Origin of the sequence: Streptomyces cirratus (assembly GCF_014650775.1) — a bacterium.
Lineage (GTDB): Bacteria > Actinomycetota > Actinomycetes > Streptomycetales > Streptomycetaceae > Streptomyces > Streptomyces cirratus.
Window position 1 is genome coordinate 978,187 of record NZ_BMVP01000001.1, and the last position, 11,688, is coordinate 989,874.

At 70.2% G+C, this 11,688-nt stretch carries 17 protein-coding genes, 1 tRNA gene and 1 riboswitch; of the genes, 6 read left to right on the forward strand and 12 right to left on the reverse strand.

The genetic code is table 11. The features are described from left to right. Positions 1-49: 49 nt before the first annotated feature. The 3 genes from IE207_RS04430 to IE207_RS04440 all read right to left on the reverse strand — a co-directional run bounded on the left by IE207_RS04430 (position 50) and on the right by IE207_RS04440 (position 1,270). A complete protein-coding gene (locus IE207_RS04430) occupies positions 50-370 on the reverse strand; it encodes a DMT family transporter (protein WP_190182623.1) in 321 nt (106 codons plus the stop codon). A gap of 31 nt (positions 371-401) precedes the next feature. Then, a riboswitch (guanidine-III (ykkC-III) riboswitch) is annotated at positions 402-480 on the reverse strand. 72 nt (positions 481-552) lie between these two features. Next, positions 553-897: a GroES family chaperonin gene (locus tag IE207_RS04435; RefSeq protein ID WP_190182624.1), complete on the reverse strand. Its 345-nt coding sequence runs from the start codon at positions 895-897 to the stop codon at positions 553-555. Positions 898-949: 52 nt separating this feature from the next. Beyond that, on the reverse strand, positions 950-1,270 hold the full coding sequence (locus tag IE207_RS04440; protein WP_190182625.1) for a DUF3618 domain-containing protein: 321 nt from the start codon (positions 1,268-1,270) through the stop codon (positions 950-952). 111 nt (positions 1,271-1,381) lie between these two features. On the opposite strand from IE207_RS04440, the gene bcp reads away from it, so the two are divergent. After that, positions 1,382-1,849 (forward strand): thioredoxin-dependent thiol peroxidase, encoded by a 468-nt coding sequence (gene bcp, locus IE207_RS04445; RefSeq protein ID WP_190182626.1) that lies wholly within the window; start codon positions 1,382-1,384, stop codon positions 1,847-1,849. 416 nt (positions 1,850-2,265) lie between these two features. Continuing rightward, positions 2,266-2,349 (forward strand) — tRNA-Leu (locus IE207_RS04450). A gap of 60 nt (positions 2,350-2,409) precedes the next feature. Here the strand turns inward: IE207_RS04450 and rdgB are convergent. From rdgB to IE207_RS04470, 4 genes are all read right to left on the reverse strand, one after another. Beyond that, on the reverse strand, positions 2,410-3,012 hold the full coding sequence (gene rdgB, locus IE207_RS04455; RefSeq protein WP_190182627.1) for an RdgB/HAM1 family non-canonical purine NTP pyrophosphatase: 603 nt from the start codon (positions 3,010-3,012) through the stop codon (positions 2,410-2,412). A gap of 50 nt (positions 3,013-3,062) precedes the next feature. Further along, on the reverse strand, positions 3,063-3,440 hold the full coding sequence (locus tag IE207_RS04460) for a hypothetical protein (RefSeq protein ID WP_308433549.1): 378 nt from the start codon (positions 3,438-3,440) through the stop codon (positions 3,063-3,065). A 155-nt stretch (positions 3,441-3,595) separates the two neighbouring features. Beyond that, a complete protein-coding gene (gene rph / locus IE207_RS04465) occupies positions 3,596-4,330 on the reverse strand; it encodes a ribonuclease PH (RefSeq protein ID WP_190182629.1) in 735 nt (244 codons plus the stop codon). A gap of 110 nt (positions 4,331-4,440) precedes the next feature. Then, entirely contained in the window at positions 4,441-4,674 is a 234-nt protein-coding gene (locus IE207_RS04470; protein ID WP_190182630.1) for a PTS sugar transporter subunit IIB, read from the reverse strand. A 266-nt stretch (positions 4,675-4,940) separates the two neighbouring features. Between IE207_RS04470 and IE207_RS04475 the strand changes: the two genes are divergently transcribed. Continuing rightward, positions 4,941-6,242 carry a PTS transporter subunit EIIC gene (locus IE207_RS04475; protein ID WP_190182631.1) on the forward strand — a complete coding sequence of 434 codons (1,302 nt, stop codon included), beginning with the start codon at positions 4,941-4,943 and terminating at the stop codon, positions 6,240-6,242. Positions 6,243-6,496: 254 nt separating this feature from the next. Then, on the forward strand, positions 6,497-7,771 hold the full coding sequence (locus tag IE207_RS04480; protein WP_190182632.1) for a PTS transporter subunit EIIC: 1,275 nt from the start codon (positions 6,497-6,499) through the stop codon (positions 7,769-7,771). Positions 7,772-7,851: 80 nt separating this feature from the next. Here the strand turns inward: IE207_RS04480 and IE207_RS04485 are convergent, their stop codons facing one another. Beyond that, positions 7,852-8,604: an MBL fold metallo-hydrolase gene (locus IE207_RS04485; protein ID WP_190182633.1), complete on the reverse strand. Its 753-nt coding sequence runs from the start codon at positions 8,602-8,604 to the stop codon at positions 7,852-7,854. A 195-nt stretch (positions 8,605-8,799) separates the two neighbouring features. On the opposite strand from IE207_RS04485, the gene IE207_RS04490 reads away from it, so the two are divergent. After that, positions 8,800-9,207: a hypothetical protein gene (locus IE207_RS04490; protein ID WP_190182634.1), complete on the forward strand. Its 408-nt coding sequence runs from the start codon at positions 8,800-8,802 to the stop codon at positions 9,205-9,207. Continuing rightward, on the forward strand, positions 9,204-9,572 hold the full coding sequence (locus IE207_RS04495; RefSeq protein WP_190182635.1) for a DUF488 domain-containing protein: 369 nt from the start codon (positions 9,204-9,206) through the stop codon (positions 9,570-9,572). Before IE207_RS04490 ends, IE207_RS04495 begins: the two co-directional genes overlap by 4 nt. 146 nt (positions 9,573-9,718) lie before the next feature. Here the strand turns inward: IE207_RS04495 and IE207_RS04500 are convergent, their stop codons facing one another. The 4 genes from IE207_RS04500 to IE207_RS04510 form a co-directional block, all read right to left on the reverse strand. Then, positions 9,719-10,669 (reverse strand): PLP-dependent cysteine synthase family protein, encoded by a 951-nt coding sequence (locus tag IE207_RS04500; protein ID WP_136214408.1) that lies wholly within the window; start codon positions 10,667-10,669, stop codon positions 9,719-9,721. Further along, complete coding sequence (locus tag IE207_RS04505; protein ID WP_190182796.1) at positions 10,669-10,956, reverse strand: MoaD/ThiS family protein; 288 nt, start codon at positions 10,954-10,956, stop codon at positions 10,669-10,671. The genes IE207_RS04500 and IE207_RS04505 overlap by 1 nt, the downstream gene beginning before the upstream one ends. A 117-nt stretch (positions 10,957-11,073) precedes the next feature. Beyond that, positions 11,074-11,184 (reverse strand): putative leader peptide, encoded by a 111-nt coding sequence (locus IE207_RS34055; RefSeq protein ID WP_329195557.1) that lies wholly within the window; start codon positions 11,182-11,184, stop codon positions 11,074-11,076. Between the two features lie 77 nt (positions 11,185-11,261). Beyond that, positions 11,262-11,684 (reverse strand): M67 family metallopeptidase, encoded by a 423-nt coding sequence (locus IE207_RS04510; protein ID WP_190182636.1) that lies wholly within the window; start codon positions 11,682-11,684, stop codon positions 11,262-11,264. Positions 11,685-11,688: the final 4 nt, after the last annotated feature.

Consider the following 11,688-nt stretch of genomic DNA (forward strand, 5'->3'; position numbering starts at 1 on the left):
CGCGCGCCCGCCAGGCCGGCCGCGCCCGCACGCGCCCGCCACGCCCGGGTCAGTGACCGGAGGTCGCCTTCAACCCCACCACCGCGACCAGCAGCAGACAGATGAAGAAGATCCGGGCGGCGGTGACGGGCTCCCCCAGCACCGCCATCCCCAGCACCGCCGCACCGGCCGCACCGATGCCCACCCACACGCCGTAGGCCGTACCGATGGGCAGCGTCTTCGCCGCATACGACAGCAACACCATGCTCGCGACGATGCCGGCACCCGTGAACACACTCGGCCAGAAGCGGCTGAAACCCTCCGTGAACTTCATACCGATCGACCAGCCCACTTCGAGCAGACCGGCGACGAGAAGCAGAACCCAGGCCATGACGGGCACCTCCGGGACGAGAGCGGAACGGGGTGCGTCGTCTTTGCGTCCAGCTACCCGGTACGGCGCGTCTCGTCGGGGGTTCCCCACCACCGTAGTAAAGGGCATGCGGAAGGGCCGGTGACCTCGGTCACCGGCCCTTCCTGGGTTCGATCAGGGGTCGCAAGGGGCCCGCAGAGCCGTCAGAGGTACAACCCGGTGGAGTCCTTCGACCCCTCCAGCCGCTCCGCGGCCACGGCATGCAGGTCCCGCTCGCGCATCAGCACGTACGTCGCCCCGCCCACCTCGACCTCGGCCCGGTCCTCCGGGTCGTACAGCACCCGGTCGCCCGGCTCGACGCCGCGCACGTTCTGCCCGACCGCGACCACCTCGGCCCAGGCCAGCCGCTTGCCGACGGCGGCCGTCGCCGGGATCAGAATGCCGCCGCCCGAGCGGCGCTCGCCCTCCGGCACGTCGGAACGTACGAGCACACGGTCGTGCAGCATGCGGATCGGCAGCTTGTCGTGGGTGGTGGTGTTGTCGCTCACGACCCGAACCTACCCGCCCCCGCCCGGCCGGCACCCCGCAGGGTCACCGCCGTCATCCGCGCTTGCGGCGCGCCGTCAGCACGACCAGCCCGACGAGCCCCGCCGCCACCAGCGCGACGGGCACGATCCGCTCGACGCGAGGCGCTCCGTCCTCGTGGCGCAGGCCGCCCTTCACATCGGTGACCAGCCGGTTCACGGCCACGACGGCTCGGCCGACGGTGTGGTCGACCTTGGACGCGACCTTGGCCTTCGCGTCCCCGACGATCGTCTTCGGGTGCATGCGCACGCCGATCTCGTCGAGCGTCTCGGCGAGCTGCTCACGGCGGCGGACGATGTCCGCCTCGATCTGTGCGGGGGTCCTGGCTTCCGGCACCGCGCTGCCTCCGTCGTCGTCGTGATCGGTCGTTGGGGGCGTGGCCCACCATGAACAGTCTGTCAGCTTAGTCTCGGACCGTACCGATCCCCTCCCGAGGAGACTGCTGACATGAGCGAGCGACTTGAGCCGGGCGACACCGCCCCCGCCTTCACCCTGCCCGACGCGGACGGCAACGAGGTCTCGCTCGCCGACCACAAGGGCCGCAAGGTCATCGTGTACTTCTACCCGGCCGCCCTGACGCCGGGCTGCACCAAGCAGGCGTGCGACTTCACGGACAACCTGGCCGTGTTGGCCCAGGCGGGTTACGACGTGATCGGCGTGTCGCCGGACAAGCCGGAGAAGCTGGCGAAGTTCCGCGAGCAGGAGCACTTGAAGGTGACCCTGGTCGGGGACCCCTCCAAGGAGGTCCTGACGGCGTACGGCGCGTTCGGCGAGAAGAAGCTCTACGGCAAGACGGTCACCGGGGTCATCCGCTCGACGGTGATCGTGGACGAGGAGGGCAAGGTCGAACGCGCCCTCTACAACGTGAAGGCGACGGGCCACGTAGCCAAGATCATCAAGGACCTCGGCATCTGACCCCCGCCTCCCCTCCCCCAGCGGCCCGCCCCACCCGGCGCGGGCCGCTCCGCTTGTCGGGCGAAACCACCCGCAACCGCACGCCTCGCACCTCCGTTACTCCGTACGAGCGGGACACGCTGGTGACCTCCGTCGCCGCATTCGGCATTGCGGGAGGTCGGCGTTCCGTACACCTGCGCCGAGTGCGGGAACCCCGGCCAATGGCGGGGCCGCTCGATCACTTTGCAGATCGACCCCATCAGCGGGGACCGGCTCCACAACCGCCGCGAGAACCTCCGCCACCTGCGCCCGAATTGCCATTCGCTCACCGACACGTGGTGTCGCAAGCCGGGGGCAACTCCGTCGCCCCGCAGGGCGGGGCAGCCGTAGACTGAGCCCAGTCGCTCACGACCGATGTCCGGACTGGGCGTCATGTCGCGGTTGTGGTGGAATTGGCAGTCACGCTGGGTTTAGGTCCCAGTGGGGTAAAACCCGTGGGGGTTCGAGTCCCCCCAACCGCACGCACCGAAAGGCCCCGTACGCGCATGTCGCGTACGGGGCCTTCGCCGTCGGTCCGGCCGTCAGGTCGTCAGGGCGCGGATGAAGGGGACCAGGGCGCGGAAGGCGTGGCCGCGGTGGGAGATGGCGTTCTTCTCCGCCGGGGTGAGTTCCGCGCAGGTGCGGGTGTCGCCCTCCGGCTGGAGGATCGGGTCGTAGCCGAAGCCGCCCGTGCCCGACGGGGTGTGGCGCAGGGTGCCCGGGAGGCGGCCTTCGACGACGCGTTCGGTGCCGTCCGGGAGGGCGAGGGCGGCCGCGCAGGCGAAGTGGGCGCCGCGGTGGGGGGCGTCGATGTCGGAGAGCTGGGCCAGCAGGAGGTCCAGGTTGGCCTTGTCGTCGCCGTGTCGGCCGGCCCAGCGGGCGGAGAAGATGCCGGGGGCGCCGTTCAGGACGTCGACGCACAGGCCGGAGTCGTCGGCGATGGCGGGCAGGCCGGTGGCGCGGGCCAGGGCGTGGGCCTTGAGGAGGGCGTTCTCCGCGAAGGTGACGCCGGTTTCCTTGACGTCCGGGATCTCGGGGTACGCGTCCGCGCCGACCAATTCGTGCGGCAGGCCGGCGTCGGACAGGATGGCGCGGAGTTCGGAGACTTTGCCCGCATTGCGGGTGGCGAGGATCAGGCGGGTCATGCCGACCAGTATCGGCCAGGGCCCGGCGCGGCCGCCCCGCCGGTGGGCGCTCAGCCCGGGGTGCAGACCTTGGAGATCTCCTTCGCGGCGTTGCCGACCGGGGTGATGTCCGGGGTGGTGTTGCCGTTGTCGATCGAGGTGCGGACGTTCGTGACGGCCGTCTTCATGGAGCCGATGGCCTTGCTCAGGTCGGCGTTGTCCGTCTGGTCGCCGATCTTCTTGAGGCTCGTCTCGATCTGGTTGAGGGCGTTCTGGGCGTCCTGCGGGCTGTTGCCGGCCTGGGAGACCGCTTGCTGGAGGTCGTTGGCGCCGTCGGTTATGGCGACGGCGGTGTTGGCGCAGTCCATCGCGGTGTTGAGGGTGTCGCAGGCGGAGAGCGCCGGGACGGCCAGGGCGGCTGCGACGGCGATGGCCGCGGCTCGGTGCATGGGCTTCATTCAGGTCCCCCAGTGGCTCGGTGCAGGGCTCGGGTACGTGGACGGGCGCACGGCTTTGACACCGTGCGCCCGTACCGGCGTAGACGCCGGGACCGGCCCGGCGGTTGCCGGGACGGGTCCGGCGGGGTCGACAGGGCCGTCAGGCGTCAGGACGCGGCGAGGTCCAGGGCGCTGAGCTGGAGGGCCTGGAGGTCGGCACAGCCGCCGGCGGCGAGGTCGAGGAGGGCGTTGAGTTCCTTGCGGTCGAAGGGCTCGCCTTCGGCGGTGCCCTGGACCTCGACGAAGCGGCCGTCGCCGGTGCAGACGACGTTCATGTCGGTCTCGGCGCGGACGTCTTCCTCGTAGCAGAGGTCGAGGAGGGGTTCGCCGTCGACGATGCCGACGCTGACGGCGGCGACGGTCCCGGTGAGGGGCTTGCGGCCGGCCTTGATCAGCTTCTTCTTCTGGCCCCAGGCGACGGCGTCGGCGAGGGCGACGTAGGCGCCGGTGATGGCGGCGGTGCGGGTGCCGCCGTCGGCCTGGAGGACGTCGCAGTCCAGGACGATGGTGTTTTCGCCGAGGGCCTTGTAGTCGATGACGGCGCGCAGGGAGCGGCCGATGAGGCGGGAGATCTCGTGGGTGCGGCCGCCGATCTTGCCGCGGACCGATTCGCGGTCGCCGCGGGTGTTGGTGGAGCGGGGCAGCATCGAGTATTCGGAGGTGACCCAGCCTTCGCCGCTGCCCTTGCGCCAGCGGGGGACGCCTTCGCTGAAGGAGGCGGTGCAGAAGACCTTGGTGTCTCCGAAGGAGATGAGGACGGAGCCCTCGGCGTGCTTGCTCCATCCGCGCTCGATGGTGACCGGGCGGAGCTGTTCGGGCGTGCGGCCGTCGATGCGAGACATGCTGCCGAGCCTAGTCGGTGCGGGGGTACGGAAAGACCCCGTCCGGGTGGTTCCGGTACGGGGTCCGTGGTCCTGCCGTGAGACGGGTGGGGTGAGCTGGTGGGCTCAGCTCACATCATGTCTTCGATTTCGCCGGCGATGGGGTCGGCGTCGGTGCCGATGACGACCTGGATCGCGGTGCCCATCTTGACGACGCCGTGGGCGCCGGCGGCCTTCAGGGCGACTTCGTCGACCAGGTCGGGGTTGACGACCTCGGTGCGCAGGCGGGTGATGCAGCCTTCGACTTCTTCGATGTTTTCGATACCGCCGAGCCCGGCGACGATCTTCTCAGCCTTGGTGGCCATGTGTGTCTCCCTGCGTGTGACGAAGAACGAGTCTCGGCGGTCGGATGCCTGGTTCGCCCACCCGGAGGTCCGCTTTGTCACGGTAACTCACGGTTGGCCCATCTATGCGAGCGCGTGCCCGGCACCTGCCGAATGATAACGATCAACATCCGTCCGCCGTCCCGGCCGGTGGATGTGACCGCGTGGCAAGCGGTCTTGACAGTGGTCTACACCAGTGTGCCGTACGTGCCGCACCTGCCAAAACGGGCCGGTCAGGGAGGACGCCGATGAGCGCGAGCAGCGCCGCAGCCAGGCCGCGGCCGAAGTGGCGGAACGGGTTGTTCCAGGGGCTCCAGAAGATGGGGCGCAGTCTTCAGCTGCCGATCGCCGTCCTGCCCGCCGCAGGCATCCTGAACCGGCTCGGCCAGCCCGACGTCTTCGGCAAGGACGGACTGAACTGGACCGACGTCGCGAAGGTCATGGCGGGCGCGGGCGGTGCGCTGCTGGACGCGGACCTGGGTCTGCCCCTGCTGTTCTGCGTGGGCGTCGCGATCGGCATGGCGAAGAAAGCGGACGGTTCGACGGCGCTGGCGGCGGTGGCGGGGTTCCTCGTCTACCGGGGTGTGCTGCACGCCTTTCCCAAGCCGTGCCCGACGGGGACGAAGGACATCGGGGGCGGCTGTCTGACGCCGACCGGCACGTTCGCGGGGTACACGTACCAGAACCCGGGGGTGTTCGGCGGGATCGTGATGGGGTTGCTGACCGCCTGGTTCTGGCAGCGGTTCCACCGGGTGAAGCTGGTGGACTGGCTCGGTTTCTTCAACGGCCGCCGGCTGGTCCCGATCATCATGTCGTTCGTCGCGATCGCGTTCGCCGCGCTGTGCCAGTGGATCTGGCCGCCGATCGGTGACGGGCTGGAGAGCTTCTCGGACTGGCTGGTGGGCCTGGGGTCGTGGGGTGCGGGCATCTTCGGTGTCGCGAACCGGGCACTGCTGGTGATCGGGTTGCACCAGTTCCTGAACGTGCCGGTGTGGTTCCAGTTCGGTACGTACGTCACCCCGACCGGGGTGATCAAGCACGGTGACATCAACATGTTCCTGGCGGGCGACCCGCGCGCGGGGCAGTTCCTGTCCGGCTTCTTCCCGATCATGATGTTCGCGCTGCCGGCGGCGGCGCTGGCCATCACGCACTGTGCGAAGCCGCAGCGGCGAAAGGAGGTGGGGGGTCTGATGCTGTCGGTGGCCCTGACGTCGTTCGTCACGGGGATCACGGAGCCGCTGGAGTACTCGTTCCTGTTCGTCGCACCGGCGCTGTACGCGATCCACGCGGTGCTGACGGGTGTGTCGATGGCGGTGACGTGGGGGCTGGGGGTGCACGACGGGTTCAGCTTCTCGGCGGGCCTGATCGACTACGTCATCAACTGGGGGCTGGCGACGAAGCCGTGGCTGATCGTCCCGATCGGCCTGTGCTTCGCGGTGGTGTACTACGCGGTGTTCCGCTTCGCGATCACGAAGTTCGACATCCCGACGCCGGGGCGGGAGTCGGACGAGGAGATCGCGGCGATGCAGGCGGAGGTCACCAAGGCCTGAGCGCCTCCGCTCCGCCCGGTCGAAGGGCCCCTGGATGCCGGGATCCGGGGGCTTTTCGCTGCCCGTCGGGAGCGTGGTTCCTACAACAAAAAATTGAAGGTTCCTTATCTAACCCCGACCGTGTTACAACTGGTCTACACCATGCATTGGTGTAGACCACGACCGCTTCCCCCCGGCGGCGTGTGCCCCCTTTTCGAGACGTCGCCGTCCCCCGTGGTTCACCCCTGGCGGCGCCTTGCTCCCCGGAGGAAGTTATGAGTACGGCTACTGACGCCGCGGCGCCGCCCGCCAAGAAGCGGGGCGCCGGCCTGATCCAGGGTCTGCAGAAGGTCGGCCGCAGCCTCCAGCTGCCCATCGCCGTCCTGCCCGCCGCCGGCATCCTGCTGCGCCTCGGCCAGCCCGACGTCTTCGGCAAGGACGGCCTCGGCTGGGGCAAGGTCGCCACGGTGTTCGCCACCGCCGGTGACGCCGTCTTCGCCAACCTGCCGCTGCTCTTCTGCATCGGTGTCGCCATCGGCTTCGCCAAGAAGGCCGACGGCTCCACCGCCCTCGCCGCGCTGGTCGGTTTCCTGGTCTACAAGAACGTCCTCACCGCCTTCCCGGTGACCGAGGCCGTCATCAACACCACCGAGAACAAGGGTGTCGACGTCGCCGCGACGTACAACAACCCGGGCGTCCTCGGCGGCATCATCATGGGTCTGCTCGCCGCGGTCCTGTGGCAGCGCTACCACCGCACGAAGCTGGTGGACTGGCTGGGCTTCTTCAACGGCCGCCGTCTCGTCCCGATCATCATGGCGTTCGTCGGCGTTCTCGCCGGTGTCTTCTTCGGCCTGGTCTGGGAGCCGATCGGCGAGGTCATCTCCAACTTCGGCGAGTGGATGACCGGCCTGGGCTCCGGCGGTGCCGGCCTGTTCGGCCTGATCAACCGCGGCCTGATCCCGATCGGCATGCACCAGTTCGTCAACACCGTCGCCTGGTTCCAGATCGGTGACTTCACCAACGCCGCCGGCGAGGTCGTCCACGGCGACCTGAACCGCTTCTTCGCCGGTGACCCGGACGCCGGCCTCTTCATGACCGGGTTCTTCCCCATCATGATGTTCGGCCTGCCGGCCGCCGCCCTGGCCATCGCGCACTGCGCCCGCCCGGAGCGCCGCAAGGCGGTCACCGGCATGATGGTCTCGCTCGCCCTCACCTCGTTCGTCACGGGTGTCACCGAGCCCATCGAGTTCTCGTTCATGTTCATCGCGCCGCTGCTGTACGCGATCCACGCCGTCCTGACCGCCATCTCCATGGCCGTCACCTGGGCGCTCGGCATCCACGCCGGCTTCACCTTCTCGGCCGGTCTGATCGACCTCGGCCTGGGCTGGAACAAGGCGACGAACCCGCTGTACATCATCCCGGTCGGACTCGTCTTCGCGGCGATCTACTACTTCGTCTTCCGCTTCGCGATCACGAAGTTCAACCTCCCCACGCCGGGCCGGGAGTCCGACGAGGAGCTCGCCGAGCTGGCGAAGGCCGAGGCCAAGTAGGCCGGTCGGTCCCACGTACGACGGAGCCCCCGCTCTCCCGGCAAGGGAGGGCGGGGGCTCCGTCGTACGCCGTCGGGGCGTCAGACCTCGTAGACCGCGCCGGGCTGCGCGAGGTCGGCCCGGCCGTCGTACACCGCGCGGGCGTCGGCGAGGTTGCGGGCGGCGTCCGTCCACGGCGGGACGTGGGTCAGGACCAGCCGGCCCGCTCCGGCGTCGGCCGCGTACCGCCCCGCCTCGCGGCCGTTGAGGTGGAGGTCGGGGATGTCCTCCTTGCCGTGCGTGAAGGAGGCTTCGCACAGGAACAGGTCGGCGCCGGCGGCCAGCGTGGCCAGCTCCGGGCAGACGCCGGTGTCCCCGGAGTAGGTGAGCGAGCGGCCGCCGTGCTCGACGCGGATGGCGTACGACTCGACGGGGTGGCACATCCGCTCCGTGCGGACCTGGAACGGGCCGATCTCGAAGGCGCCGGACTTGAGGGTCCGGAAGTCGAAGACCTCGCTCATCGAGCGCGCGTCGGGGACGTCGTCGTAGGCCGCCGTCAGCCGCTGCTCGGTGCCCTCGGGGCCGAAGACGGGGATGGTGCCGCAGCGGCCGCCCTCGTGCCGGTAGTAGCGGGCCACGAAGTACGCGCACATGTCGATGCAGTGGTCGGCGTGCAGGTGGCTCAGGAAGATCGCGTCGAGGTCGTAGAGACCGATGTGGCGCTGGAGCGCGCCGAGGGCGCCGTTGCCCATGTCGAGGAGCAGCCGGAAGCCGTCGGCCTCGACGAGGTAGCTCGAACATGCCGATTCCGCGGACGGGAACGACCCCGAGCAGCCGACGACGGTGAGCTTCATGGAGCGTGAACCTCCGTGGACGGTCCGTGGACGGAATGCGGGCCGAGCGTGCGTCGAGCGTAAGGCGCGAAACGTCCGGTCGCTCCTCCACGGCGGGCCGTTGTGGGGGGAATCACCTGTGCTGTCACCCGGGGGAGCGACAGGAGGTACGGGCGTTGCCGCGCCGGGGGCGGGGGTCGCGGCTACGGTCGGGTTATGGACACGTCGTGGTGGCCCGCCGCGGTGGCCGTGGTCGCCGTCGTGGTGCTGGTGCTGCTGCCCCGGCCGGGCGGACGGGGTGCGGTGCGGCGGCGTGTGCCGGGGACGCCGGGGCGGGTGCGGCCGGGCGACCTGTGGTGCCTGGCGGACGGGCGGTCGTGTCTGGTGCTGGCGGTGGGGGCGCGGGGGCGGGCCCGCGTCGCGTGGATCACCGGGAAGTACGACGACCGGCGCGCGGGGGTGATCCCGTTGCCGCCGGGGGTCGGGGGGCAGCAGGGGCGGACGGGTTACCTGGAGGCGGACCGGCCCGCTGAGGTGTCGTCGGCCGAGCTCGACAGGCGGCTGGGCATGTTGGACCCGACGCTGTGGGACGAGGTCAAAGGGCTGGGCGGAGGCCACGGGTGAGCGGGCCGGCGATCAGGGTGCGGCGGGTCTACGACCCCCCGGAGCCGGGGGCGGAGGGCGACGGCGTACGGGTCCTCGTGGACCGGCTCTGGCCGCGGGGGCTGGCGAAGGCCGAGGCGGCGGTGGACGAGTGGCCGAAGGCGGTGACGCCGTCGGCGGAGCTGCGGAAGTGGTACCACGGGGGCGGGGGGACGGAGCGGGAGTTCCGGGCGCGGTACGAGGCGGAGCTGGCGGAGCCGGAGGCGGTGGCGGAGCTGGAGCGACTGCGGGGGCTGGCCGCGGCGGGGCGGGTGACGTTGCTGACGGCGGTCAAGGACCCGGCGGGGAGCCACGCGGCGGTGCTGGCGGACGTCCTGTCCCGGTGAATTCGGGCCCGGGGCGGCGGGGCCGAGGCGGCCGGGCCGAGGCGGCCGGGCCGGGGCGCGGGGCTCTCCCCCACCCCGCCCCTTCCCCGAACCGGGCTCCGACCGGACCCGCGCCTCAGGCCCCGGCAGGGCTCCTTCGGCTGGTCTCAGGCCCAGAGTTGGCCCTGGAGGACCTCGATGGCTTCTTCCGTCGTCGCCGCCGTGTAGACGCCCGTCGAGAGGTACTTCCAGCCGCCGTCGGCCACCACGAACACGATGTCCGCCTGTTCGCCCGCCGCAACCGCCTTGCGGCCGACACCGATGGCCGCGTGGAGGGCCGCACCCGTGGAGACGCCCGCGAAGATGCCCTCCTCGCGCAGCAGTTCCCGGGTGCGGGTGACCGCGTCCGCGGATCCCACCGAGAAGCGGGTGGTGAGCACCGAGGCGTCGTACAGCTCCGGGACGAAGCCCTCGTCCAGGTTGCGCAGGCCGTACACGAGGTCGTCGTAGCGCGGTTCGGCGGCCACGATCTTGACGCCGGGCACGTGCTCGCGCAGGTAGCGGCCGACGCCCATCAGCGTGCCGGTCGTGCCGAGGCCGGCCACGAAGTGGGTCACGGACGGCAGGTCCCGCAGGATCTCGGGGCCGGTCGTGGCGTAGTGGGCGCCCGCGTTGTCCGGGTTGCCGTACTGGTAGAGCATCACCCAGTCGGGGTGTTCGGCCGCGAGTTCCTTGGCGACCCGGACCGCGGTGTTGGAGCCGCCCGCGGCCGGGGACGGGATGATCTCGGCTCCCCACATCGTCAGGAGGTCCCGGCGCTCCTGGCTGGTGTTCTCCGGCATCACGCACACGATCCGGTAGCCCTTGAGCTTCGCGGCCATCGCAAGGGAGATGCCCGTGTTGCCGGAGGTGGGCTCCAGGATGGTGCAGCCGGGGAACAGGCGGCCGTCCTTCTCCGCCTGCTCGACCATGTGGAGCGCGGGGCGGTCCTTGATCGAGCCGGTGGGGTTGCGGTCCTCCAGCTTCGCCCAGATCCGTACGTCGTCGGAGGGCGAGAGCCGGGGCAGCCTGACGAGCGGGGTGTTCCCGACCGCGGCGAGGGGGGAGTCGTAGCGCATTACTTCGATCCGCCGGCCACGGCCGGGAGGATGGTGACGCTGTCGCCGTCCTTGAGCTCGGTGGCGATGCCGGCGAGGAAGCGGACGTCCTCGTCGTTGAGGTAGACGTTCACGAAGCGGCGCAGCTCGCCGCCCTTCGCCTCGTCGACGATGCGCTCCTGGATGCCCTTGTGGCGGGTTTCGAGATCCGCGAACAGGTCGGCCAGGGTGCTGCCTTCGCCCGTGACGGCCTTCTCGCCGTCGGTGTAGGTGCGGAGGATGGTGGGGATGCGGACCTCGATGGCCATGGCGGGCTCCAGTGTCGTCAAGTCAAGTCGTGAAGGGGCGTGAAGAGGCGTGCAAAGGGGCGCGGGGGGGGTCGAGTGCGCGTGGTGCCCCGCGCGGCAGGGCTGTGGTGCTCGTGCTCAGGCAGCAGGACAGATGGCGCTTGCGAGGCGGCACAGGTCGACGTGCAGCCGCGCCACGAGCAGCAGCGGCCTGCCGGGCGTCTCGTTGCTCACGTCGTGGGAAACCATGCGGTCATGTTAACGATTCCCGGTCCCCCGTTTGGAGTGTGATCCCGCATCGTGGACACCAAGCGCTCACATACTGGTCAGTAGCCTGCTACGACCTGCACTTCTTCCTCCGTGATCACTCCGTCGACGATGCGGTAGGAGCGGAACTGGAACTCCCCGAGGCCGTCGTGGTCGGCGGTGGAGACGAGTACGTAGTGCGCTGCGGGCTCGTTGGCGTAGGTGACGTCGGTGCGCGAGGGGTAGGCCTCGGTCGCGGTGTGCGAGTGGTAGACGATCACGGGCTCCTCGTCCCGGTCGTCCAGCTCGCGGTAGAGCCGCAACAGGTCCTTGGAGTCGAACTCGTAGAACGTGGGCGAGCGGGCCGCGTTCAGCATCGGGATGAAGCGCTCGGGCCGGTCGGTGCCGGCCGGGCCCGCCACGACCCCGCAGGCCTCGTCGGGGTGGTCCCTGCGGGCGTGTTCCACGATCTGGTCGTACAGGGCCTGGGTGAGGGTCAGCATGAGC